The 23,476-nt window shown below is 72.2% G+C and carries 13 protein-coding genes and 1 tRNA gene; 6 read left to right on the forward strand and 8 right to left on the reverse strand.

All coding sequences use genetic code 11. The annotated features are described in order from the left end of the window. The first annotated feature begins 195 nt into the window (after positions 1 to 195). From topA to AB0I49_RS16170, 5 genes are all read left to right on the forward strand, one after another. On the forward strand, positions 196 to 3,081 hold the full coding sequence (gene topA / locus AB0I49_RS16150) for a type I DNA topoisomerase (protein ID WP_363227580.1): 2,886 nt from the start codon (positions 196 to 198) through the stop codon (positions 3,079 to 3,081). A 325-nt stretch (positions 3,082 to 3,406) separates the two neighbouring features. After that, positions 3,407 to 6,922 (forward strand): dTMP kinase, encoded by a 3,516-nt coding sequence (tmk, locus tag AB0I49_RS16155; protein WP_363227581.1) that lies wholly within the window; start codon positions 3,407 to 3,409, stop codon positions 6,920 to 6,922. A 200-nt stretch (positions 6,923 to 7,122) separates the two neighbouring features. Beyond that, on the forward strand, positions 7,123 to 8,337 hold the full coding sequence (locus AB0I49_RS16160) for a DNA polymerase III subunit delta' (RefSeq protein WP_363227582.1): 1,215 nt from the start codon (positions 7,123 to 7,125) through the stop codon (positions 8,335 to 8,337). Between the two features lie 164 nt (positions 8,338 to 8,501). Beyond that, a complete protein-coding gene (locus AB0I49_RS16165) occupies positions 8,502 to 10,079 on the forward strand; it encodes an alpha/beta hydrolase (RefSeq protein WP_363227583.1) in 1,578 nt (525 codons plus the stop codon). A gap of 85 nt (positions 10,080 to 10,164) precedes the next feature. After that, positions 10,165 to 10,238, forward strand: a tRNA-Thr gene (locus AB0I49_RS16170). A gap of 197 nt (positions 10,239 to 10,435) precedes the next feature. On the opposite strand, the gene AB0I49_RS16175 is transcribed toward AB0I49_RS16170, so the two are convergent. The 3 genes from AB0I49_RS16175 to AB0I49_RS16185 are packed head-to-tail and all read right to left on the reverse strand — an operon-like array spanning position 10,436 to position 11,533. Further along, the gene (locus AB0I49_RS16175) at positions 10,436 to 10,660 is read right to left on the reverse strand and encodes a hypothetical protein (protein ID WP_363227584.1); all 225 of its coding nucleotides are present in this window, start codon (positions 10,658 to 10,660) and stop codon (positions 10,436 to 10,438) included. A gap of 7 nt (positions 10,661 to 10,667) precedes the next feature. Continuing rightward, positions 10,668 to 11,132: a hypothetical protein gene (locus AB0I49_RS16180; RefSeq protein WP_363227585.1), complete on the reverse strand. Its 465-nt coding sequence runs from the start codon at positions 11,130 to 11,132 to the stop codon at positions 10,668 to 10,670. 56 nt (positions 11,133 to 11,188) lie between these two features. Beyond that, positions 11,189 to 11,533 (reverse strand): hypothetical protein, encoded by a 345-nt coding sequence (locus AB0I49_RS16185; RefSeq protein ID WP_363227587.1) that lies wholly within the window; start codon positions 11,531 to 11,533, stop codon positions 11,189 to 11,191. A 221-nt stretch (positions 11,534 to 11,754) separates the two neighbouring features. On the opposite strand from AB0I49_RS16185, the gene AB0I49_RS16190 reads away from it, so the two are divergent. Beyond that, on the forward strand, positions 11,755 to 14,517 hold the full coding sequence (locus AB0I49_RS16190) for a LuxR C-terminal-related transcriptional regulator (protein ID WP_363227676.1): 2,763 nt from the start codon (positions 11,755 to 11,757) through the stop codon (positions 14,515 to 14,517). 32 nt (positions 14,518 to 14,549) lie between these two features. On the opposite strand, the gene AB0I49_RS16195 is transcribed toward AB0I49_RS16190, so the two are convergent. The 5 genes from AB0I49_RS16195 to AB0I49_RS16215 form a co-directional block, all read right to left on the reverse strand. Next, positions 14,550 to 16,187, reverse strand: a complete 1,638-nt coding sequence (locus AB0I49_RS16195) for a serine/threonine-protein kinase (RefSeq protein WP_363227589.1) — start codon at positions 16,185 to 16,187, stop codon at positions 14,550 to 14,552. Positions 16,188 to 16,212: 25 nt separating this feature from the next. Next, the gene (locus tag AB0I49_RS16200; protein ID WP_363227590.1) at positions 16,213 to 19,407 is read right to left on the reverse strand and encodes a tetratricopeptide repeat protein; all 3,195 of its coding nucleotides are present in this window, start codon (positions 19,405 to 19,407) and stop codon (positions 16,213 to 16,215) included. Continuing rightward, complete coding sequence (locus AB0I49_RS16205; RefSeq protein ID WP_363227591.1) at positions 19,404 to 21,314, reverse strand: HSP90 family protein; 1,911 nt, start codon at positions 21,312 to 21,314, stop codon at positions 19,404 to 19,406. The genes AB0I49_RS16200 and AB0I49_RS16205 overlap by 4 nt, the downstream gene beginning before the upstream one ends. Positions 21,315 to 21,396: 82 nt before the next feature. Next, a complete protein-coding gene (locus tag AB0I49_RS16210) occupies positions 21,397 to 22,185 on the reverse strand; it encodes a DUF1266 domain-containing protein (protein WP_363227592.1) in 789 nt (262 codons plus the stop codon). A gap of 487 nt (positions 22,186 to 22,672) precedes the next feature. Next, positions 22,673 to 23,470 carry a hypothetical protein gene (locus tag AB0I49_RS16215; protein WP_363227593.1) on the reverse strand — a complete coding sequence of 266 codons (798 nt, stop codon included), beginning with the start codon at positions 23,468 to 23,470 and terminating at the stop codon, positions 22,673 to 22,675. Positions 23,471 to 23,476: the final 6 nt, after the last annotated feature.

The following is a 23,476-nucleotide window of genomic DNA, read 5'->3' on the forward strand; positions in this document are numbered from 1 at the left end:
CGATACGGGCCGCTGCCGCCGGACCGCCGCTGTCAGCCGTGTGCCGGTCCGGGCGGCAGACAGGACGCTTGTCGGGTTACCGTTCGAGTGGCGTTGCGGGCTTTTTCCGTTTGACACGGGGGCGGGATGTACCGTCACACTCCGCAGCGTCACCGCAGCGCCTACACCGAGTGTCGACCGGAGAGAAGAGCGAAGTTGTCCCCGACCAGCGAGACCGCACACGGCGGCCGCCGACTCGTCATCGTCGAGTCGCCTGCCAAGGCGAAGACGATCAAGGGTTACCTCGGCCCCGGATATGTCGTCGAGGCGAGCGTCGGGCACATCCGCGACCTGCCGAACGGGGCCGCCGAGGTCCCGGCCAAGTACAAGGGCGAGTCATGGGCCCGCCTCGGCGTGAACGTGGACGCCGAGTTCCAGCCCATCTATGTCGTGAACCACGACAAAAAGGACCAGGTCAAGAAGCTCAAGGAGCTGCTGGCCGAGTCCGACGAACTCTTCCTCGCCACCGATGAGGACCGGGAGGGCGAGGCCATCGCCTGGCACCTCCAGGAAGTCCTCAAGCCCAAGGTCCCGGTCCGCCGGATGGTCTTCCACGAGATCACCAAGGACGCGATCCGCGACGCCGTCGCCCACCCGCGCGAACTCAACAAGAAGCTCGTCGACGCCCAGGAGACCCGCCGCATCCTCGACCGCCTCTACGGCTACGAGGTCTCGCCGGTCTTGTGGAAGAAGGTCATGCCGCGGCTGTCCGCCGGCCGCGTCCAGTCGGTCGCGACGAGGCTCGTCGTCGAGCGGGAGCGCGAGCGCATCGCCTTCCGCTCCGCCGAGTACTGGGACCTGACCGGTACGTTCGCCACCGGCCGGCCCGGCGACGCGAGCGACCCGGGCACCCTGGCCGCCCGCCTCGCCACCGTGGACGGCCGGCGCGTCGCCCAGGGCCGCGACTTCGGGTCGACCGGCGTGCTCAAGGACGGCTCGCAGGTCCTGCACCTCGACGAGGCCAACGCCCGCGCGCTGGCCGCGGCCCTCGCGGACACCGCCTTCACGGTGCGGTCCGTCGAGTCGAAGCCGTACCGCCGCTCGCCGTACGCGCCGTTCCGCACGACGACCCTCCAGCAGGAGGCGTCGCGCAAGCTCGGCTTCGGCGCGAAGTCCACGATGCAGGTGGCCCAGAAGCTGTACGAGAACGGCTTCATCACCTATATGCGTACGGACTCCACCACCCTCTCCGACACGGCCGTGCAGGCCGCGCGGGCGCAGGTCACGCAGTTGTACGGGTCCTCCTACCTGCCGGACAAGCCCCGCACGTACGCCGGGAAGGTCAAGAACGCGCAGGAGGCGCACGAGGCGATCCGACCTTCGGGTGATCGTTTCCGCACACCGGCCGAGACGGGTCTGAGCGGTGATCAGTTCAAGCTCTACGAGCTGATCTGGAAGCGGACCGTGGCCTCCCAGATGAAGGACGCGGTCGGCGACTCCGTCACCGTGAAGATCGGCGGGACCAGCTCCGACGGCCGGGACGCCGAGTTCAGCGCGTCCGGCAAGACGATCACCTTCCACGGCTTCATGAAGGCGTACGTGGAAGGCGCCGACGACCCCAACGCCGAGCTCGACGACCGCGAGCGCCGGCTGCCGCAGGTCGCCGAGGGCGACGCGCTGAGCGCCGAGGAGATCTCGGTCGACGGCCACGCCACCAAGCCCCCGGCCCGCTACACCGAGGCGTCGCTCGTCAAGGAGCTGGAGGAGCGGGAGATCGGCCGCCCGTCCACGTACGCCTCGATCATCGGGACCATCCTCGACCGCGGCTACGTCTTCAAGAAGGGCACCGCGCTCGTCCCCTCCTTCCTGAGCTTCGCCGTGGTCAACCTGCTGGAGAAGCACTTCGGCCGGCTCGTCGACTACGACTTCACCGCCTCCATGGAGGACGACCTCGACCGCATCGCGCGCGGCGAGGCCCAGGCCGTGCCGTGGCTCAAGCGCTTCTACTTCGGCGAAGGGGAGGGCGAGGGCGTCGGCCAGGGCGGCGCTGCCGACGCGGGCAACGGCGACGGCGACCACCTCGGCGGCCTCAAGGAACTGGTCAGCGACCTCGGGGCGATCGACGCCCGGGGGATCTCCTCCTTCCCCGTCGGCGACGGGATCATGCTGCGCGTCGGGCGCTACGGCCCGTACGTGGAGCGCGGCGAGAAGGACTCCGAGGGCCACCAGCGGGCGGACGTTCCCGAGGACCTGGCGCCCGACGAGCTGAGCGTCGCGTACGCGGAGGAGCTGCTCGCGAAGCCGAGCGGCGACTTCGAGCTGGGCACGGACCCGGAGACCGGGCGCCAGATCATCGCCAAGGACGGCCGGTACGGCCCGTACGTGACCGAGGTGCTGCCCGAGGGCACCCCGAAGACCGGCAAGAACGCGGTCAAGCCGCGCACCGCCTCGCTCTTCAAGTCCATGTCCCTCGACACGGTGACCCTCCAGGACGCGCTCAAGCTGATGTCGCTGCCGCGCGTCGTCGGCAAGGACGCCGAGGGCGTGGAGGTCACCGCGCAGAACGGCCGCTACGGCCCGTATCTGAAGAAGGGCACGGACTCGCGCTCCCTGGAGCGTGAGGAGCAGCTCTTCACCATCACCATCGAAGAGGCGCTCGCGATCTACGCCCAGCCCAAGCAGCGCGGGCGGGCCGCCGCCAAGCCGCCGCTCAAGGAGCTGGGCACCGACCCGGTCAGCGAGAAGCCGGTGGTGGTCAAGGACGGCCGCTTCGGCGCGTACGTGACGGACGGCGAGACGAACGCGACGCTGCGCCGCGACGACGACGTCGAGACGATCACGCCCGAGCGCGGGTACGAGCTGCTGGCGGAGAAGCGCGCCAAGGGCCCGGCCAAGAAGACCGCGAAGAAGACCGTCAAGAAGGCGGCGAAGAAGGCCCCGGCCAAGAAGGCGACGGCCGCGAAGAAGGCCGCTCCGGCGAAGAAGACGGCCGCGAAGAAGACGACGGCCGCCAAGAAGACGACAACGGCGGCGAAGAAGACGGCGGCCAAGAAGGCCCCTGCCGAGAAGGCCGCGGTCAAGGCGGCGGCCGGGGAGGACTGAGGTCCGCCCGGTTCTCCGGCTTCTTCCGGTTCTTCCGGGGAGGGCTGGGGTCCGCTCGGTTCTCCGGCTTCTGCTGGGGAGGGCTGGGGTCCGCCCGGTTTTCCGGCCCCTGCCGGGGTGCACGCACGATGGCCCGTTCCTGTCGCTGGGCGGCGGGGACGGGCCGCGGCGTTGCCGGGGTTTCCGGCTGCCCCACGGGCTCGGGGAGGCGGTCGGGACGGGCGGGTGTTTCCGCCTGATGGCCGCCAAAATGGCCGGTTCACCTATCCCGGTCATTTGTTCGGGTGAGCCGTGTAGATCCGCGCGCTGCGGATAGGCTGGCAGGATGACGCGTGCCGAGCAGCCAACGGTCGTGACCCCCACATCCGGCGCCCTAGCAGCGGACTCCCGCGAGCGGGCCGTGCGGGCACTGCTGCGCATCCCCCCGCTGAAGCGGTTGTGGAGCGCCCAGTTCGTCGGTGGTGTCGGGGACTCACTCGCCCTTCTTGTCCTAGTTCTCCTGTCGCTCCAGGCGGCCGTCACCAACGGCTCCCTGGGAGGCGGCTACCGGGGTGCGGCCTTCGCGGTCGCCGCCGTCTTCGGCGCGCGGCTGCTCGCGACGCTGCTCTTCGGCGCGGTCCTGCTCGGGCCGCTCTCCGCGCTGATCTCCCCGAGCGGCCCGCTCGACCGCCGCTGGACCATGATCGGCGCGGACGGCGTCCGGCTCGCGCTGCTGATCGTTGCGCCGCTGTGGGCCGATCTGACCCCTGACAGCGCGTTCGCCTGGCTGCTGGTCACGGCCTTCCTGGCCGGGGTGGCCGAGCGCTTCTGGACCGTCGCCAAGGACGGCGCGGCCCCCGCGTTGCTGCCCGCGCCGCCCCCGGAGGGCGCGGCGGTGCGCCCGCTGCCGGACCATTACGACGCGCTGCGGCGGCTCTCGCTGCGTACGACCTTCGTCTCGCTGCCCGTGGCCGCGGCGGCGCTCGCCGTCGTCTCGCTCATCGGGAAGCTGATCGGTACGGGAGTCGACTGGTTCGACACCCATCAGGCGGCCCTCGGGGCGTACGTGGCCGCCGGGCTCTTCGCGGCCTCCGTCTCGATCCTCTACCTCCTGCACCTGCCCGGCGTGCAGACCCCCCGCGCGCGCTCCCCGCTTGAGGGGTTGCGCCGCCCCAAGACCCCTGAGGGCCCCGACCGCGGCCGCACGGGCGCGATCCCGGTGCTGGTGCTGGCGTGCGCGGCCGTCGCGGGCGCGATCGCCGCGGCCGTCGCCGTCGCCGCGCTCCAGGCCATCGACCTCGGCGGCGGCCCGGTCGCCTACGGGCTGCTCGTCCTCGCCCTGTCCGGCGGCCCCGTCATCGGCATCCGCAGCGCCACGAAGATCCTGCCGGGCTTCTCCCGCCGCCGGCTGCTGGCGCTCGCCCTCGCGCTGACCGGCCTCGCGATGCTGGTGGCGGGTCTGGTGCCGGACACGACGACGGTCCTGCTGCTGATCCTGCTGGCGGGCATCGCGTCCGGCGTCGCCGCCGGGACCGGCCACTCCCTCCTCGACCAGGAGGCGGAGGAGGCGCGGCGGGCCCGTACGACCGAGCATCTGCACGCCGTGGTCCGGCTGGCCATGGCGCTCAGCGCCGTCGTCGCCCCGGTGCTGGCCGCCGCCATCGGGCCGCACCGGCTCATAAGCGGCAGCTTCGTCTTCGCGCACGGCGGCGCCGCGTTCACGCTGATGCTGGTGGGCGCGCTGCTGCTGCCCGTCGCGGCGCTCGTGCTCGGCAAGACCGACGACCGGCACGGCGTACGGTTCCGGCGCGACCTGCTCGACGTGGTGCGCGGCGGCGACCCGGCGCAGGCCCCGTCCGGCACGGGCTTCTTCCTCGCCTTCGAAGGCGGCGACGGCGCGGGCAAGTCCACGCAGGTGGAGGCGCTCGCCGAGTGGATCCGCGGCAAGGGCCACGAGGTGGTCGTCACGCGTGAGCCCGGCGCGACCGCGATGGGCAAGCGGCTGCGCTCGATCCTCCTCGACGTCTCCTCCGCCGGGATCTCGGACCGCGCCGAGGCCCTCCTGTACGCGGCGGACCGTGCCGAACACGTCGACAGCCTCGTCCGCCCCGCCCTGGAGCGCGGCGCCGTCGTCATCACGGACCGCTATATCGACTCCTCCGTCGCCTACCAGGGCGCCGGCCGCGACCTTTCACCGACCGAGATCGCCCGCATCTCGCGCTGGGCGACCGACGGCCTCGTGCCGCATCTGACGGTGCTGCTGGACGTGTCGCCGGAGACGGCGCGCGAGCGGTTCACGGAGGCGCCGGACCGGCTGGAGTCGGAGCCCGCCGAGTTCCACCAGCGGGTACGGTCCGGCTTCCTCACCCTGGCCGCCGCTGACCCCACCCGCTACCTCGTCGTCGACGCCGGACAGGAACCGGAGGCCGTCACCACGGTCGTACGGCACCGGCTCGACCATCTCCTCCCGCTCTCCGAGGCCGAGATCAAGGCTCAGGAAGAGGCCCGCAAGGCCGCGGAGGAGGAGGCCCGCCGCAAGGCGGAGGAAGAGGCGGCCCGCAAGGCCGAGGAGGAGCGGCTGGAGCGCGAGCGCCAGGAGCAGCTCGCCAAGCTCCGGGCCGAGGAGGAAGAGCGCAAGCGCCGCGAGCTCGAAGAGGCCCGCCGCCTCGAGGCCGAGCGCAAGGCCGAGGAGGCCCGTAAGGCGGAGGAGGAAGCCGCCCGCAAGGCCGAGGAGGAGCGCAAGCGCCGCGAGGCGGAGGAGCGCGCCCACGCCGCCGAGCAGGAGCGGCTGCGCAAGCAGCATGAGGAGGAGACGCGGCTGCGCGCCGAGGCCGAGGCGCGGCGGCTGGAGAAGCAGCGCAGGGCCGAGGAGGCGTTGCTCCGGGCGGAGCAGGCGCGGGTGGCGGCCGCGGAGGCGGCGGCTCGGAAGGTGCCGGAGGCTTCGGCTGGGGCGGCTGGGGCGGCTGGGGCGGCTGGGGCGGCTGGAGCGGAGGGCTCGGCTGGTTCGGGTGCTCCGGCGACGGATGCTCCGACCGTTGAGACGCCGGCTGTGCGGGTGACGTGGGGGGCGAAGGCTGACGCGGGCTCGGGGACGGGTTCGGGGGCTGTCTCGGGTTCGGGTTCGGGGGGCGACTCGGGTTCGCGGTCGGGCTCGGGTTCGGGCGCGCGGTCGGGTTCGGGCTCGGATTCGGAGAAGACGCAGACGGTGGAGACGCCGCGGGTGGACCCTCGGACGGGTTCCCGTATGGACGCGGGTACGGACGCCCGTACGGACTCCCGTGGCGAAGCGCGGCCGATGGACGAGACGGCGGTGCTGCCGGCTGTACAGCCGGAGGAGGGCGGTACGCCGTCCGGCTCCGGGGCGTCGGCCGGCTCCGGCCCGTCGGACTCGGAGGAGACCGCCGTGCTGCCGCAGCCGCCGCAGGGCGCGATGGACGAGACCGCGGTGCTCCCGCCGGTCCGTCCGGAGCGGTCGTCGGACCCTGCCGACCGGGTGCCGCCGTGGCTCTTCCGGCCGGAGGACGAGGGGGCGCGCCCCGCCTCCCCGGAGTCGGAGAGCGAGCGTACGCGGGAGCTCCCGCAGGTGGACCCGGCCCAGCTGGCGCAGCAGCAGGGGCAGGGGCAGCACGGGCAGCAGAGGCAGCGGGGCGGTCATGGCCGTCCGGGACAGGACCAGGGCCAGGGGCAGGGTGCCCGGCCGTCCCAGTCCTCATGGGGAGCCCAGCCGCCTCAGGATGAGAGCGGCGGCGGCCGGAAGCGGCGCCGCCCGGAGTGGGCGGAGGAGACTCCGCTCGACGACCTGCCCACGCTCGCGGACGAACTCCTCGGCAGGCAGGACGAAGACCGGCGCAGGGGCCGTTGAGCCGCTGAACTGGATGTGTAAGGGGCGGAGTCCATGGCGCTCCGCCCCTTACTTGCGCCCCTTACCCGGGCCGGGTGCCGACCGTCGCAGGCCGTGACGCCGGACCCGTTCGGGCCGGAACATCGGGCCCATCGCGGGCCGGGCTGTCGGACCCATGACCCACAATGGGTAGCCGCAGGGCAAACAGCGCGGAGGGCAGCATGGCGGTGTGGGACGACCTGGTCGGCCAGGACCAAGTGACGGCGCAGCTCGTCGACGCCGCCGGCGACGCGGACCGGTTCGTCACCGCCGCGGCGGAGGGCTCCGCGGAAGAGATCACCGCGTCCAAAATGACCCACGCCTGGCTCTTCACCGGCCCGCCGGGCTCCGGGCGCTCCACCGCAGCCCGCGCCTTCGCCGCCGCCCTCCAGTGCGTCAGCCCCGACCGGGCGCTGGGCGGAGCGCCGGGCTGCGGCTTCTGCGACGGCTGCCACACCTCGACCGTGGGCACCCACGCCGATGTCGAGATCGTCCGTACGGACCTCCTGTCCATCGGCGTCAAGGAGACCCGCGACCTGGTGCGCCGCGCCCAGTTGTCGCCCGCCGGCGGCCGTTGGCAGGTGATCGTCCTGGAGGACGCGGACCGGCTGACCGAGGGCGCCGGCAATGTGCTCCTGAAGGCCATCGAGGAACCCGCGCCCCGCACCGTATGGCTGCTGTGCGCGCCCTCCCTGGAGGACGTGCTGCCCACCATCCGCTCCCGCTGCCGCCTTCTCACGCTCCGTACGCCGCCGGTCGACGCCGTGGCCGACGTCCTGGTGCGGCGCGACGGCATCGAGCCCGAACTGGCCGCCCAGTCGGCCCGCGCCACCCAGGGCCACATCGGCCGCGCCCGCCGCCTGGCCACGGACGAGCGGGCCCGCGCCCGCCGCGCGGCCGTGCTCAAGCTGCCGATGCGCGTGGACGACGTCGGCGGCTGCCTCAAGGCCGCGCAGGAGCTGCTGGACGCGGCGGGTGAGGACGCCAAGCAGGTGGCCGAGGACGTCGACGCGAAGGAGACGGAGGAGCTGCGCGCGGCCCTCGGCGCGGCCGCGGGCACCGGCGGCCGCCTCCCGCGCGGCACGGCGGGCGCCATGAAGGAGCTCCAGGACCGCCAGAAGCGCCGGTCCACCCGTACCCAGCGCGACAGCCTCGACCTCGCGCTGATCGACCTGATGAGCTTCTACCGCGACGTGCTGGCGCTGCAGCTCGGTTCGCGGGTGGCCCTGGCCAATACGGACGTACGGGCCGCGGTCGAGCGCATAGCGTCGGGGACGAAGCCGGAGCAGACGCTGCGCCGCATCGAGTCGGTGATCGCGTGCCGCCGGGCCCTGGACCGTAACGTGGCGCCGCTCCTGGCGGTGGAGTCCATGACGATGTCCCTGAGAGCCGGCTGAACGCCTCCCCTTCCCTCCCCGCTCTGCGTCTCACCGGACCTCACTCGTACGAGCCGTAATGGCCCGCGGAACGGAGGCTCGCCGCACTTCGCCGGATACGCTCCGAATGCGAACGATCACCAAGAGCGTTCGAATCGACTACGGCAAGGGCAAGGGATCAGCCGATGACCAGCAGCCGCCTGCTCCGCACCTCCGGTACCGCCGCGGCGGCCGCCGTCCTCCTCCTGATCTCCGGCTGCGCGGCGGACGGTTCCGCGTCCCTGGACAGCAAGGGCGTCGGCTTCGCGCGCGAGGAACCAACGCCGCTCCGACCGCTGTCGGCGAGCCCGCCGACCGCCCTGAAGCCGTACTACGGGCAGGAGCTGACCTGGCACGCGTGCCGGGCGCGCGGGTTCGAGTGCGCCACGATGAAGGTCCCGCTCGACTACGCCCGGCCGAAGGCCGGCGGCGATGTGAAGCTCGCCGTGGCCCGTAAAAAGGCGACAGGCCGGGCGAAGCCGCTCGGCTCGCTGCTGGTCAATCCGGGCGGCCCCGGCGGCTCGGCCATCGGCTACCTCCAGCAGTACGCGGGGATCGGCTACCCGGCGTCCGTCCGGGCCCGGTACGACATGGTCGCCGTGGACCCGCGCGGGGTGGGGGCCAGCGAGCCCGTCACCTGCCTGTCCGGCCGGCAGATGGACGAGTTCACGGCCACCGACCAGACCCCGGACGACGGGACGGAAACGGCGCGCCTGGTGGCGGCGTACAAGAAGTTCGGCCGCGGCTGCGAGACCCGCTCCGGCCGCATCCTGGGCCACGTCTCCACCATCGAGGCCGCCCGCGACATGGACGTGCTACGGGCCGCGCTCGGCGACGGGAAGCTCAACTACGTCGGCGCCTCGTACGGCACCCTCCTCGGCGCCACCTACGCCGGCCTGTACCCGAGCCGCGTCGGCCGCGTGGTCCTCGACGGGGCGATGGACCCGTCGCTGGACGCGGAGCGCATGAACCGCGAGCAGACGGGGGGCTTCGAGACCGCGTTCACCTCGTTCGCCAAGGACTGCGTCAAGCGCAAGGGCTGCCCCCTCGGCACGAAGAACCCGGCGGACGCGGGCCGCCGCCTGAAGGCGCTCTTCAACCGCATCGACAAGCACCCGCTCCGTACGTCCGGCCCCCGCCGTCTCACCGAGAGCCTGGCGACGACCGGTGTGATCTCCGTGATGTACGACCAGAGCGGCTGGCCCCAGCTCCGAGCGGCCCTGAAATCCGCGGGCAAGGGCGACGGCAGCGCCCTGCTGGCCCTTTCGGACCACTACTACGAACGGAACAGCAAGGGCGGCTACGCCAACCTCATGTTCGCCAACCCCGCCGTCAACTGCCTGGACCTCCCCACCGCCTTCCGCGGGCCCGACGACGTCCGCGAGGCGGTCCCCGCCTTCGAGAAGGCGTCTCCGGTCTTCGGCCGGGGCCTGGCCTGGTCCGCCCTGAACTGCGCCTACTGGCCCCGCCAGGCCACCGGCCGCCCGCACCGCGTCGAAGCCAGGGGCGCGGCCCCCATCGTCGTGGTCGGCACCACCCGCGACCCTGCCACCCCCTACCGCTGGGCCCGCGGCCTGGCCGCCCAGCTCACCTCCGGCCGCCTCCTCACCTACAACGGCGACGGCCACACCGCCTACGGCCGCGGCAGCGCCTGCATCGACACCGCCATCAACACCTACCTCCTCAAAGCCACACCCCCCACCACCCACAAGACCTGCACCTGACCCCCGCCCCGGCCCACGTACAAAGCACCCCTCGGACCTGTGTAGACTTGGCGACGCCGCAAACGCCCTCACGGCAACGCGGCGCGCCGCCTTAGCTCAGTTGGCCAGAGCAACGCACTCGTAATGCGTAGGTCTCGGGTTCGAATCCCGAAGGCGGCTCGGATTACCCCAGGACTCACTCGCCGTGACCTGGGGTTTTCTGCTGTTCGGGCGTGACGGGTCACGCGGCCGGGGTGACGGGACTTTCCCTGCGTGAGTGGACCGCTCGGAACCTACTTCTTGGGCTTCTGCTGCTTGGCCTAATTGGGCTTCTCCTCCTTCGCGGCTTTGCGTGCTGCCCTCTCGGTCTTGACGATCTACCCCCCGTTGGTGCGCTTCCTTCGGGTTCGGGCCAGCCAGGCCCGGCGGGCGAGGGCGCCGATGACCAGGGAGGCGAGGACGGCGCCCCAGTCGATGACGTGGGGGAGGCCGGGGAAGAAGGCGAAGAACGTGAGTGAGGCGGCGGCGCCAATGGCGAAGGCGATGATGCCGGCGCGGCGAGGCTTCGCTGCTTGGTCCTGGGATGGGGGCTCGGGGGTCATGTGCGGCTCACTTGGTGATGTGGTGGCACTGGCTGACGCGCCGCACGCCGTTGATGACGAGGCGGGCGCATGCCTTGCCGTAGCGGGGGAGTTTCTGCGGGGCGTTGTTCCGCATCGGGTCGATCTTGCACTCGGTGTGGGTCCTGCCCCTGGAGGTGCGGTACGTCCTGTTGTTGGTGTCCGCATAGGTGAAGTCGATGCGCCAGTTGCAGAAGCCGCTGTTCAGAGCGCCGACGAAGCCGCAGTCGACGCCGGCGTTCTGGTAGGTGATCCTCTTGCCGCCGCCGCGGATGATGTGGGTGAACGCGCAACCTGTCGGGATCTTCATGGTGACGCCGCCGACTTGGTAGTTGAACGTGGCGACAGGAGTGGAGCCGATGGCGGTGGCGTGTGCCGCTGATGGAGGTAAGACGGCGAGTGTCGCCGTCGCAGCAAGAGTCGCGATGGTTCGGGATGTGAAGCGCGTGGCCATGAGCGGCTCCCTTTTCGGCGGGGTGTGTGTCGAGACCGGGAACTCCAGGCGTCGGCTCAAGGTTCTGCGTCGAAGAGCAGACCACCACGATGAGTGATCAGCAGATTGTTGGGCTGACCAGTCGCGATCATCTGCTCCGGCATACCCGAAAAGGGTGGTAGGGCCAGATGGTCCGCAGCGCCAAAGGGTGTCTGGTCGCCTCTTCGCTCGCCAACGGCACCTTTCGCTGGACGGCGGACCTGGACGGCGGACCTGGACGGCGGACCTGGATGGCGGACCTGGTTGGCGAAGTTAACGGCCTGGCAGTGGATGGCGACGTCGTTTGGGCGCTGCCCCGCAAGAGGCTCGTACGCATGCGCCGCACTGGTCTGTTCGTCGCTGCGGATCGGGAACGCCTTCATCGAAACCCTCCCAGGCCGCCTCGGCGAGTGTCGGGGCGAGGCCGGCCAAGAGACTGACGGCCTTGGCCGTTCAGCGGGAAAGCGGACGGGATGAGTCGGACCGCTGCCCAGTCGCAGGCCAATTGGGGCTGATTGGTTGTTGTGGGGGTGTCGGTGGGGTGGGGTAGAACGGGGGAGTTGGGGTGGGGTGGGGGTGGGGTTGGGAGGTTTTGGTGAGGTTTGTGGGGCGGGGGGTGGAGGTGGGGCGGCTTTTGGGGGTTTTGGAGGGGCTCTCGGGGGGTGCTGCTGTTGTTGATGTTGCTGGTGACGCCGGGATTGGTAAGAGTCGGCTGCTCGCCGAGTTCGGGGCGTTGGCTCGGGCCCGGGGGATGGCCGTGCTGCGGGGGCGCGCCGTTGAAGGGGAGCGGGGGCTTCCCTCCCCGGCCTTTCAGGTGTTCCTCGATGCTTTTGCCGACCTTGAGACTGTTGATGTGGTCGGGGTTCGCTCTTTTCGCGCTCTGCTGCGGACCGTTTCCCGTGGCGGGCTCGTGCTGCTCCTCGACGATCTGCACCGGGCCGACCCCGCCTCCCTCGAACTCCTCGACCACCTCGTACGGCACCCCCTCCCCGCCCCCCTCCTCCTCGTCATCTCCCGCCGCCCCCGGCAGTCCCCTCCCGCGCTCTCCTCCGCCCTCGCCCGCGGTGTCGACACCGGTGTCGTCACGCGGATCCCCCTGGGGCCGCTGGGGATCGACGACTGCGTCGACGCGGTGGCCCCAGGGGTCTCGGCTGAGCTGGTCCGGGAGAATTTCGAGCTCAGTCGCGGTAACCCCTTTTATTTTCTGGGGCTTCTTCCGGAGCGGTCGGGGGCCGGTGTCGCTCAGGCGCTGCTGCTCGATGAGCTCTCGCCCCTCTCCGCCCTTGAGCGTCGCCTCGTCGAAGCCGTCGCCGTGCTCGGCGAGCACGCCACCACCGATCTGCTCGGAGCCGTCACCGAAGTCGACGACACAGCGCTCGTGGAAGCGCTGCGCGAGGTCGTAAGGCGTGATCTCGTACGCACCGATCCCGGCGGGCATCGGCTGGAGTTGCGGCATCCGCTGATGCGCGGGCTGGTGTGCGACAGCGTCGATCCCTGGCGGCGACGGCGGCTGCACCGGCGGGCCGCCGCCGAGCTGGCCCTCGCCGGGGCCTCGGTCGTCGACCAGGCCCACCACGTGGAGCGGTCGCTCACCCGGTGGGACGCCGCGGGCGCCGCCGTGTTGATCGAGGCCGCCGAGCGGTCGGCCGTGGGTGCGCCCGCCCTTGCCGCGCGGTGGCTTGACGTCGTACTGGGTGTCCTGCCCTACGCGCCCGAGCACCTCGACACCCGCCGCGAGCTCATGCTCGCCCGCGCCCGCGCGCTCGGCACCACCGGCGCCGTGAAGGAGAGCCGGGATCTGCTGCATCGACTGATCGGGTCGCGGGGGTCCGACGGTCAGGACCCGCTGCGGGCCGCCGCCCTCGTCGAGTGCGCCTTTATAGAGCGTCACCTTGGGCGTTACCCGGAGGCCGGCGCCCTGCTGCACGGTGAAATGGAGCGGTGCGCCTTGGCGCCGCCCGGTGAGCGGAGCGTCGCGCTCGTCGTCGAGTGGGGCAACCACGCCCTGTTCTCCACCCGCTTTCCCGAGGCGCGGGCGGAGCTTGCCCATGCCCTTCTCCGCGCCCGGGAACGGAGTGACGAGCTTGGCGCCGCGGAGGTCCTGACCCTTTCCGCCATCGGCGAGGCGTACGAAGGGAACACCGCGGTCGCCCGCCGGCACGTCGCGGCGGCGACCGCGCTCATCGACGTGCTGACCGACGGCGATCTCGTCGGCCAGTGCGAGTCGCTGGTCAGGCTGGCCTGGAGCGAGGTGTTCCTCGACGAGTACGCCGACGCCGAGCGGCACACCCGGCGCGGCGCCGACGTCGCCCGGCGGACCGGCCGGCCCTTCGCGCTCTCGCAGCATCTGCTGTGCGCCGCGTACGCCCACGTCATGACGGGCCGGGTCACCACGGCCCTGGAGCTGGCCGACGAGTCCGAGGCCGTCGCCCGTACCCTCGGCGGCCGCGAACTCCTCGGCTTCACCCGCGCCATCAGATCCATGATCCTCATGCACGCCCGGCCGCCCGGCGACCCGGACGTACTCGCCGCCGCCGAGGAAGGCGTGGCCACCATCGGCGCCGTGGACGGCTGGTGGGCGACGCTCGCCCGGTGCATGTCCGCCTACGCCGTGCTCGGCGCCGGCGACCCCCATCGCGTACGGGACGTACTCCTGCGCGCCGGCGGCGGCCGGGACCTCCCGCGGCTCCAGCCCTCCGTACGGCCCAACTTCCTGGAACTGCTCGTCACCGCCGCCCTCGCCACCAGGGATCTCGCGGATGCCGAGTACTGGGCCCGGCGCGCCGTCGAAGAGGCCGGGCAGCTTGAGCTGCCCACCCAGCGCGGCGCCGCCCTGCGCTGCCTCGGACTGCTCGACGCCGCCCGCGGCGAACCGGCCGCGGCCGCCCGCGCGTTCAGCGAGGCCGCGCGGGAGAGCGCCCGTTCCGGAGCCACGCTGCGCGAAGCCCACAGCCTCCTCCTCGGCGCCCCCCATCTGAAGGCCGCCGGGGACGGGCCCGGCGCCGCCGCCATGTGGCGCCGCGGGCGTCGGCTCGCCGACGAGGGCGCCGCCCGTCTTCTTGTCGGCCTGGCCGATCGCATACGTCCGGGGGTGCTGGGGTCTGGGGGTGCCATGGCGGTCGGGGGCGGCGGGATCGGCGGGGCCGGCGATGTGTTCAGCTCGCTCACCCCTCGTGAGCGCGAGATCTCCGAGCTCGTCGCCGAAGGGCTCACCAACCAGGCCGTCGCCGACCGGCTCTGCCTCAGTACGCGTACGGTCGAGAGCCACGTCGCCCGCGTGTACCGCAAGACGGGCGTACCCTCGCGCGCCGCCCTGGCCGCACTCGTGGCGCGCCTCGCCGGTGACCGCCCTTCAGCAACAGCCTGAAGGGATTCGAGGGGGGCTTCTCCTCTCGCTCGTCACTTCTCCCTCGGGTACGTCGCGATCACCTTGCCGTCTCTGTCCGCCTTGAGATACCCCGAGCCGTACGCGTCCGACAGGTACACGCTCATGCTGGGGCTGTTGCCGAAGACCGTCGACGCCGGGGTCACGACGAGGTACCGGCTGGTGGGCCGGTCGACCCCGAGCTCCCGCTGCGCCCTGCGCAGCAGCTCCGGCAAGGCCTTCCAGTCGAAGGACGACAGGTCCGCCGGTACGTCGCCGTTCGTGATCGTGCCGCCCGCGCCCTCGCGTACGGCCACGTCCCCGCCCCGGTAGCCGAACCGGTCGTACCGCTTCTCGCTGCCCTTGACCAGCGCCTCGGCGCTCACATGCTCCGGGTACACGATCAACCGGGTGACCTTCGTCCCGCCCATCACCGGCTTCAGCTTCCGGATCGCCGTGCGGATACCGTCCGGCGTCAGCAGGTCGGGCCCCTCGGCCGGTTCATCTGTCTGATTCTTCGGCATCGAGGGCTGGTCGGCCTGGGGGGCCGCGGCGTTCGCCCCCGGCGTCCCGGCCTTTCCGGCTGCTGTGGCTGTTCCGGCTGTTTCGGTCGATTCGCCATTCGATTCGCCATTCGACCAGTGCAGAACTCCCCACAGCAGAATGCCGGTCAGGGTCGCGCCCGCTACGGCCACGGCCGCCATATTCGTACGGGCCCGGCGCACCTGACGCCGCGCGTCGCCCGGCGGGAGGGCGTTCGACGGCGGACGAGGGGTATCGGACGGTGAAGGAGCGTTCGGCGGTGAAGGAGTGGGCGGCGTCAGGTGGTACGACGTCGTCTGCCCGCTGGCGGTGTCCTCCGCACCGCTCGCTGCCGCCAGCATGGCGTCCAGCGCCTCCGCGTCCGGCCGCGCCTCCGGGTCGCGTACCAGTACGGACACCAGCGCGTCCGTGAGCGCTCCGGCCCTGCGGGGCGGCGGCACCTCGGCGTCCAGCACGGCGGCCAGGGTCGCGAGGGTGCTCTCCCTGCGCAGCGGGTGGTGGTCCTCCACGGCCACGTACAGCATCAGGGCCAGCGACCACAGGTCGCCGGCGGGGCCGCAGGGGCGGCCCCGTACGCGTTCGGGGGCCATGTAGTCGGGCGAGCCGATGACGGAGCCGGTCGCGGTGAGGCTGGTGGACTCGCGGAGCGCGGCGATGCCGAAGTCCGTGAGCACCGGGCGGCCGTCCGGGCGCAGCAGGACGTTGGCGGGCTTCACGTCGCGGTGCTCGATGCCGCCCGCGTGGGCGGCGCGCAGCGCGGCCAGCACGTCGCGGCCGAGCCGCGCCGCGTCGGCGGGCGTCATCGGGCCCCGGTCGAGGCGGTCCTGGAGCGAGCCGCCGGTGACCAGTTCCATGACGAGCCACGGGTACGTGTCCTCGCCCGCGTCCACGATGTGGTGGATGGTCACCACATTGGGGTGGTCGATCCGCGCCAGCGCCCGCGCCTCGCGCAGTACGCGGGCCCGTAGCGTACGGGCGCCCTCCGGATCGTGGTCCGCGTACGCGGGGTCCGGCGGGCGCACCTCCTTCAGGGCCACATCGCGGTGCAGCGCCAGGTCGCGGGCGCGCCAGACCGTCCCCATGCCGCCGCCGCCGAGCCGGTCCACCAGCTCGAAGCGGCCGTCGATCACTCGTTTCACCGTGCCCCCCGCGCGGTCACCGGCCCGGCCGGTTCCGCTGGGTGTTCAGGATCAGCGCGTTGCACTCCTCGGCGAAGGACATCAGCGAGCCGTCCGGGTCGGGCACGCCCCGTACGGTCGCACGGGCTCGGCGGGCCCGGTCGGCGGCCTCCTCGAAACGACCAAGAGCGAACTCCAGGCGGCCCATGAGGAGTTCCCCCCTCGCGCAATCGGCCAGAGCCTTCTCCCCGCAGCGGCGGAACACCTCGACCGCCCGCCCCATATGGCCGAGCGCCTCCTCGAACGCGGCGACGTTGACGGCGTACTGCTCGGGCGAGTCGTACTCCTTGTCCGGCGCGCCGTCGGTGCGCTCCAGGCACACCCGGGCCATCTGCTCGTGCGTACGCCCGAGTTCGTGGCGCAGTTCGTCCACGCCCGAGGCCGAGGGGTCCGGGGCGGCCTCCGCGGCCCGTGCCCCCTCCTCGTTCTCGCGCAGGGCCTCCCGCATGACCGCATCGGCGTCCTCCTGCCCCTTGGACCTCAGCGTCTCCCACGCGCGGGCGCGCAGCGAGCGGATCGCGGCGCCGCTGTCGCCGAGCCCGCGCCACAGCTGCTCGGCACGCTCGAACGCCTGCGCCGCCTCCGCCGCCATGCCGGCCTGGCCGAGGGCTTCCGCGGCCTGGTGGCTCAGGATCGCGTGGTGGTGCTGGTCGTCCCAGCCCTTGGCGATGTCGGCGGCGAGGATGAACTGCTCGGCGGCGCGGCCCGGTTCGCCGCCCGTGTGCCCGTAGGAGTGCGCGAGCCAGACGTGCGCCTGGACCCGGTCGCTCTCGTCGTGGCCCTCGGCGAGGTCGGGGAGTACGGACTCCAGGATCGACGCGGCCTCGTGGTGGCGGCCGCTCGTGCAGTAGTGGCCGCCGAGGCGCAGCCGGGCGAGGGCCCCGAGGGTCGCGGTCTCGTCGGCGCGGTCGGCGAAGTGGGCGGCGTCCAGCAGGAGCGTCGCACACTCGGCGTCGGTTACGGGCTCCGTGCCGTCCGACGGCCCCTCTCCCTCTCGTCTCCCGCCCGCCACGGCTTCGAACAGCGCCATGCAGAGGCGCGCCCGGTCGCCCGGTTCGAGGAGCGCCACCCGTTCCGGGTCGTCCAGCACCGTACGTACGAGAGCCGCGGCCTTTCCGTGGTCCCCCTGGGCCAGGTGCGCCTGGGCGAGCTGGATCTCGGCCGTGGTCGCGAACCAGGGGCGGCCCGATGCGTGATGGCGGGCGACCGCCGTGCCGAGGAGCTCGACGGCGGCCGGCAGATCGCGCGGCGCGGTGAGCCGGCCGAGCAGCTCCGTGGCGTTGGCGACGCGGGAGAGGACGGCGGGGTCGTCCAGGTGCTGTTCGGCGAAGGCGATCAGGCGCTCCAGCCCGGTGCTCACGTCCGCTGCCTCGGCCGCCGGATCGGCCGCGGAGCCGACCAGCGCGGCCCGTATCCGGCAGCGGAACATGTGCACCGCCAGCGTCTCGGCGGCCGTCGCCCGGCCCGCGGCGTGCAGGGCGTCCACCTGTGCGCCCAGCTCGCCGAGGAGGGCGAGGGTGTCGTTGTCCACCGTGAGGTCCGGGGAGCTGAGGAGGGCGCGGGCCCGTGCGACGACGGCCCTTCCGGGGCGTCCGGCCTCATCGTGGAGGCCCGCCGCCTCCGCGAACAGGGCCTCCGCGGACGTCTCTTCGGCCTCGGACCTGCCCGCCGACCTGCCGATTTCCAGGCCCGTGGTGTCGAGCAGGTCGGCGCGGTCGGCGGTGCTCAGCACGTCGCCGGCGCGCGCCACGGCCGCCGCGGCCCGCTGCCAGGCGGCTCCGGCGGCCGGGTGCGCCGACTCGGTGAGCCGCCGGGCCTTCTCGACCAGTGCCGCGGGCGGTTCTTCCGCGGGCTCCCGCGCACCGCCGTCGAACGCCGCCGCGCCTTCACGAGTCCCCGCGCCCGAAGCTGTACTGACTCCCGTACCAACTCCCGTACCGGCTCCGGCTCCCGTGCCAACTCCCGTACCGGCTCCGGCTCCCGTGCCAACTCCCGTACCGGCTCCGACTCCCGTACCAACTCCCGTACTGACTCCCGCCCCGGCCCCCGTTCCCAAAGCAGCCGTTCGCACCCCCAGCACCAGCCCGTCCACCAGCGGTTCCGCCGCCATCCGGGCCTTGATCAGGTCGGATACGCGCGTACTGCCGTTACGGGCGTCGAACCGTGCCGCGTGCGCGAGGGCCCCCTCCCTCGTGTGGCTCAGCAGCGTCGCGGCCGTCCACTGGCTGCCGGGCGGGCCCGGTACGGGCCGGTCGCCGTGGCCGAGTTCGACCAGGCGGCGCATCAGGAGGGCGGCGCAGGCCAGCCAGTGCATGTGCGGCTCGACGTCGCCGCGCAGCTCCCAGCGCGGCGTCTGCTCCGCCAGGATCTCCAGGCCGCGCGGCTCGTTGCCGGTCAGCGCGCAGAACTCCACATGGGAGGCTACGGCGCTGCTGAGGCCGTCCTCCGAGCGCGCCAGGCGGTAGCCCCGCAGATGGTGGGAGCGGGCGTCGTCCAGGCGGCCGAGGCGCACCAGCGGCAGCAGGGAGTAGGCGAGGGTCCGGTGGGGTTCCGTCAGGCAGTCCTCTTCGCCGTCGGTCACCGGCCGCCATGCCTCGACGCCCGCCGCGTCGTCCCCGTTCTCCATCTCCCACAGACCCTGGGTGCGCAGCTCACAGGCGTGGCAGTCGGACATGTTGTCGCGGTCCGCGGCCAGCATGGCGGCCAGGGCGCGGTCGCCGCGCTCGCGGTCGCCCAGGTGCCGGGCGATGTCCAGGTCCCGGGAGTGTACGGGCCGTTCGGAGTGGCCGGCGATCCGGTAGCGGCGGCGCATCTCCGGGAGCCACTGCTCGATCGAGTCGAGCGGGATCTGCGGCTGGGCGAGGGCGTCGCCGGTGACCCACTTGAACATCCAGAACAGCTGGTGGGTGTCGTCCTCGTCGAAGTCCGCGGGGTTCTCGTCCCACATGCGCAGCAGCCGCGCGAACGGTACGAACATCTTGTCGCACTCGGCGCTCGTGCTGTACGCGATGGTCAGCTGGACCAGGGCCTCGACGAGCAGCGGCCGGTGTCCGGTGGCCTCCGCCTCGGCGGTGAGCTCCGCGGCCCGGGCGTTGCGCGCGGCGCCGAAGGGCTCGTCGTCGAGTTCGAAGATGTCGAAGCGGATGTCTTCGCGCGAGCGGGCGGCGGTCATCGGGTCTCTCCGGAGGTACGGGGCGGGGGCGGCGTCTGGTCGGGGGGCGCGGTGGGTGAGTCGGAGGAGTCGGAGGCGTCGGAAGAGTCGAAGGAGTCGTACGAGGCAGGCGTGGCGGGGCCGGTGGGACGTACCGCCCGGTCGAGCAGCCCGAGGAAGGCGCGGTTCAGCAGGGCCGATTCCGCGGGGCGCAGCGGGCGCGTGGAGGAGAGCAGCGCCTGCCCGTAGAGCGCTTCGACGGCCGTGGCGACGAGCTCGGGGTCGGGGGCCGCGGCCATGCGGTGCACCAGCGGGCTGAGGTGGTTGAGGACCAGCCGGGCGCGCGGCCGGCCGCCGCGCAGCGAGCCGAGGATGCCGGCCCACAGCCCGTCGGCGGCCTCCGCCTCCTCGGCCCTGGACTGCTCGTGGCGGGCCTCGCGGTCGTCCAGATGCAGGGCGGGAACGGTGACGGGCTGGAAGGCGCGGAGCACCACATCGCAGCCGAGCGGGTCGAGGGCGGCCCGCGCGGCGGCCAGGAAGGGGGCCAGCGCCAGCTCCGCGTCCGGAGCGACGGAGTCCAGATGCGCGGTGACGGTGTCCGGGTCGAGCTCGGCCACCGCCGTGCCGGGGCGGGCGGTGGGCAGCAGCTCGACGAGCTCGGTGTCGTACGTATAGCCGCCGTTGACGACGCCGATGCCCTGAGCGGCGGCGATGGCGGCGACCTGGTGGTACTCCTGCGTGCTCCGGGTGAAGTGGACCACCGGGTGGCGGCGGGCGAACTCCTCCAGGGACACCCGCCCCTCGGTGGTCTCGAAGGGCAGCCACGGCAGCATCAGCCGGAGCATCTCCGCGTCGTGCCGCGCCAGCGACTTCACGCCCAGGTGGTGTACGGACAGGAACTGCGCGAGGCGCTGCGGCTCGCCCGCCGCCAGCTCCGCGAGCCAGGCCCGTACGCGTTCGCCGAGGACCTCGCGCACCGCGCTCAGGGTGTCGTCCTCGTAGAGGTTCTCGCGGGAGGCGGTGGGGCGCAGGCTGTCGGAGTCCAGCACGCAGCGCACGAAGAACGCCCAGTCCGGCAGGAGCGCGTCCGCGCGGTCGGTCAGCAGCATGCCCTTGAGGTGCACGCGGTGGGCGCCGCGCTGCGCGGGGCTGACGGCCGAGGGCAGTACGTACGCCACGCCGCGCAGCCCGGCCAGCGGAACGTCCAGTTCGATGGCGTCGAGCGGGGTGAAGCCGAAGGTCTCGCGGCAGTGTTCGGCGAGCGCGGTCCGGCGGGCGGCGGGACCGGGGTGCGCGCGTTCCCACACGGCGGGGCGCTCGGAGACCGGCCGGTCCCCGACGCGTACGTCGTAGGGCAGCAACGCGCCGAAGTAGTGCGCGAGTTCGGCGACGCGAGCGGCGCTCAGCCAGTCCTCCGCGCCGGGGCGCGCGACGAGGCGGACGGTCGTGCCGGGCTCGGTACGGGCCTCCGGCGGCAGCGTCCGCACGGTGTACGAGCCGTCGTCGCGGGCGCGCCACTCGACGGGCGGCGCGCCGCGGTCGCGGGCGGAGCGGCTGACGACGCGGATCTCCTCGGCGACGACGAAGCAGGCGAGCAGCCCGATGCCGAACTGGCCGAGGAACTCGGCGCGGGCGCTCTCCAGGCCGTCCCGCTTGGAGCTGCGGCCGATGGTCGCCAGGAGGTTGTGCATCTCGGCCTCGGTGAGGCCGATGCCGCTGTCCTCTACGCGCAGGGTGCCGGCGTCGCCTCCGTCCCCCGGCAGGAGGCGGACGGCGGCGGGGGCGGCCGGGTCCACGGCGCGGCGCGCGGTGATGGCGTCCACGCCGTTCTGGAGCAGTTCGCGCAGGTAGACCTTGGGGCTGGAGTAGAGGTGGTGCGAGAGAAGGTCGACCAGTCCACGCAGGTCGACCTGGAACGTGTGGGACATGCGCTCGATGCTTTCGGGGCGGGGGCAGGAGGCGGGGGCAGGGCAGGACGGGTACGAAGGGGGGTGCGGAGGGCCACGGGGGTTACCAGGGCAGGCGGTTCCACGGGCTGTCGTCGCGGTTGAGCAGCTCGTCGGCGGCCCGCGAGAACTTCTCGCCGTCGTCGTTGATCCGCTCCTGGTCGTACCGCTTCCCCCGCAGCTGCCAGAAGGCGCGGCCGGTGAGGAACCCCTCGTTGAACTCCGCCCAGGACGCGTACGAGGGCCGGACCAGGTCCACGGCCTGGGCGATCATCGACCACGCCTCGGCGGGCTCGACGAAGCCCGCGTCCACGAAGATCCGGCTGACGTGCACCACGCGCGCGGTGTCCCAGGCGAGGATGGACCGCGGCAGCGGGCCGGACGGCTGCCCGTACGCCCAGATGTAGCCGTAGTACAAGGTGCAGTTGGTGTAGGAGCGCTGCACCGAGGAGGGGTCGAGGCCGTGGCGCTCGGCGAGCGCGGGCAGTTCGCCCGCGGCGCGGTCGTTCGCCGCCTTGAGTTCCGCGCGGCGGCGGCCCGGCGCGACGTCGAGGTAGCGGTCGAGGTACGGGAGGATCAGCCCGTACGAGCTCTGGTGGCCGCCGCCGAGGAGATAGCGGTACGTCTCGCGGGCCGTCTCGGTGTCGACCGTGTCCCACGCGCCCTTGGCCAGCTTGGCGGCGGTTCTGGCGTCGGCCTCCATGGTGAGCGCGTTGACCGGCAGGTGCCCCTCGATCGCGTACGCCGCTCCCAGGGCCAGCCCGCGGTCCTGCTCGCGGGTGAGTGCCGGTGCCCCGTCCAGGGTGTTGTACTTGAAAGAGAACATGTTCTTGAACGAGTCCAGCAGGCCCATGTGCGTTCCTAGATCGGGGTGGGGGGTGCGGGGGCAGCCGCCGACTCGTGCGGCTGCGCAGCGCCGCGTGTGCCGGAACGAGCCTCACAAAACCGGAGGTCGGGCACATCCGTAGAACTACGCAATCCGCTACGCAAGCTGTTGCGGGGTGGGATCGGGTCTGGCTGGAGGGGAGCTGGCTGGGGGAGGGCTCGCTGGGGAGCTGCCGCGTGGGGCGGTATTTGGGGTGGTCGGGTGCGGGTGTCGTCTCGGGCCTGTGATCCAGTGCGATGGGCAGTGGGATGCGGCGCGCTGTGCTGCGCCTTGGGGGCGGTTGGCGTTCGGGGGTGGTTTCCGCTCGTCGGGCGGGGCCTTGGGGTGCGGAAACTCTCTTCCGATGGTCAGCGTGCCTGATCTGCCTGGCCTGTGAAGTTGATTGGGTAACAGGGCGGGCTTACCGTCCGATTCTGCGTCCGATAAGGCGCTTTTGGCGGATGGAAACCCCGACCTACCTACGAGTAGCCCCTCGGGGCCTGCGGAGCGCAGCGGAGCCTCTCGCGACCCCGGTCTTGAACCGGGTCGCAGGCAGCAAACCGACGTCGGGTCGCCCCTCACTCCGCTCACGCCCGCCCATCGCCATCGGCACGCCCGCGCATATGCGGGTGAGAAACGGCACGGCGGTGACGCTGTTATGGAGGGCCTCTCGTCGGCGCGTCCAGACGAGGAGTCCGAGGTGGAGAGCGAGGCTGAAGTTCATGACGACGGCCGTGTATACGAAGACTGCTTGGTTGGAGGTGAAGGGCGGGTCGATCAGCATTTGGGCTCCCGCCGTCAGCCCTGCCATGAGCAGGCAGGCCGCGCCGAAGACGGTCTGGCCGGCGCTGGAGCGGCGGCGGTGGAGAGTGAAGATCTGTTGAATGGGGGTGAGCGTCATGACGGGGAAGCCCAGATACAAGCCCATGGGGTCGTCCATCACTTTGAGAAGGAACGTGACGCCGGGGGTGACGGCCACCAGGGCGATGCCTGTTCCCAGGTAGATGGCGGTGCGGCGTACACCGGGGTAGTCCTTCGGGCCGTATCGGACGAACAGCCAGACCATGACCAGTTCCGCGACGAGCCATACGGGTTCCAAATACTCTTGGATTCCCCAGGTCCTGAGGATTTTACTGCTGGCGCCGATCTCCCAGCTCAGACAGACGAGAATGCTGAACAGGGGGAGCGGGGCGAGTTTGGACCTGATGCCTGTGACGATGAGCGATGAGTACCAGCCGCAGGCCATCAACACGCTGACGGTCCATAAGAACATGGGTAA

The sequence above is a fragment of the Streptomyces sp. NPDC050617 genome (assembly GCF_040654795.1).
Taxonomy (GTDB): Bacteria; Actinomycetota; Actinomycetes; order Streptomycetales; family Streptomycetaceae; genus Streptomyces.

Coding starts and splice junctions, on each gene's coding strand:
- AB0I49_RS16175 (WP_363227584.1), bottom strand. CDS start 10,660: ATGACCCCCGAGCCCCCATCCCAGGACCAAGCAGCGAAGCCTCGCCGC.
- AB0I49_RS16165 (WP_363227583.1), top strand. CDS start 8,502: ATGACCAGCAGCCGCCTGCTCCGCACCTCCGGTACCGCCGCGGCGGCC.
- AB0I49_RS16200 (WP_363227590.1), bottom strand. CDS start 19,407: ATGACCGCCGCCCGCTCGCGCGAAGACATCCGCTTCGACATCTTCGAA.
- AB0I49_RS16160 (WP_363227582.1), top strand. CDS start 7,123: ATGGCGGTGTGGGACGACCTGGTCGGCCAGGACCAAGTGACGGCGCAG.
- AB0I49_RS16210 (WP_363227592.1), bottom strand. CDS start 22,185: ATGGGCCTGCTGGACTCGTTCAAGAACATGTTCTCTTTCAAGTACAAC.
- AB0I49_RS16215 (WP_363227593.1), bottom strand. CDS start 23,470: ATGTTCTTATGGACCGTCAGCGTGTTGATGGCCTGCGGCTGGTACTCA.
- AB0I49_RS16180 (WP_363227585.1), bottom strand. CDS start 11,132: ATGGCCACGCGCTTCACATCCCGAACCATCGCGACTCTTGCTGCGACG.
- AB0I49_RS16185 (WP_363227587.1), bottom strand. CDS start 11,533: ATGAAGGCGTTCCCGATCCGCAGCGACGAACAGACCAGTGCGGCGCAT.
- AB0I49_RS16205 (WP_363227591.1), bottom strand. CDS start 21,314: ATGTCCCACACGTTCCAGGTCGACCTGCGTGGACTGGTCGACCTTCTC.
- tmk (WP_363227581.1), top strand. CDS start 3,407: ATGACGCGTGCCGAGCAGCCAACGGTCGTGACCCCCACATCCGGCGCC.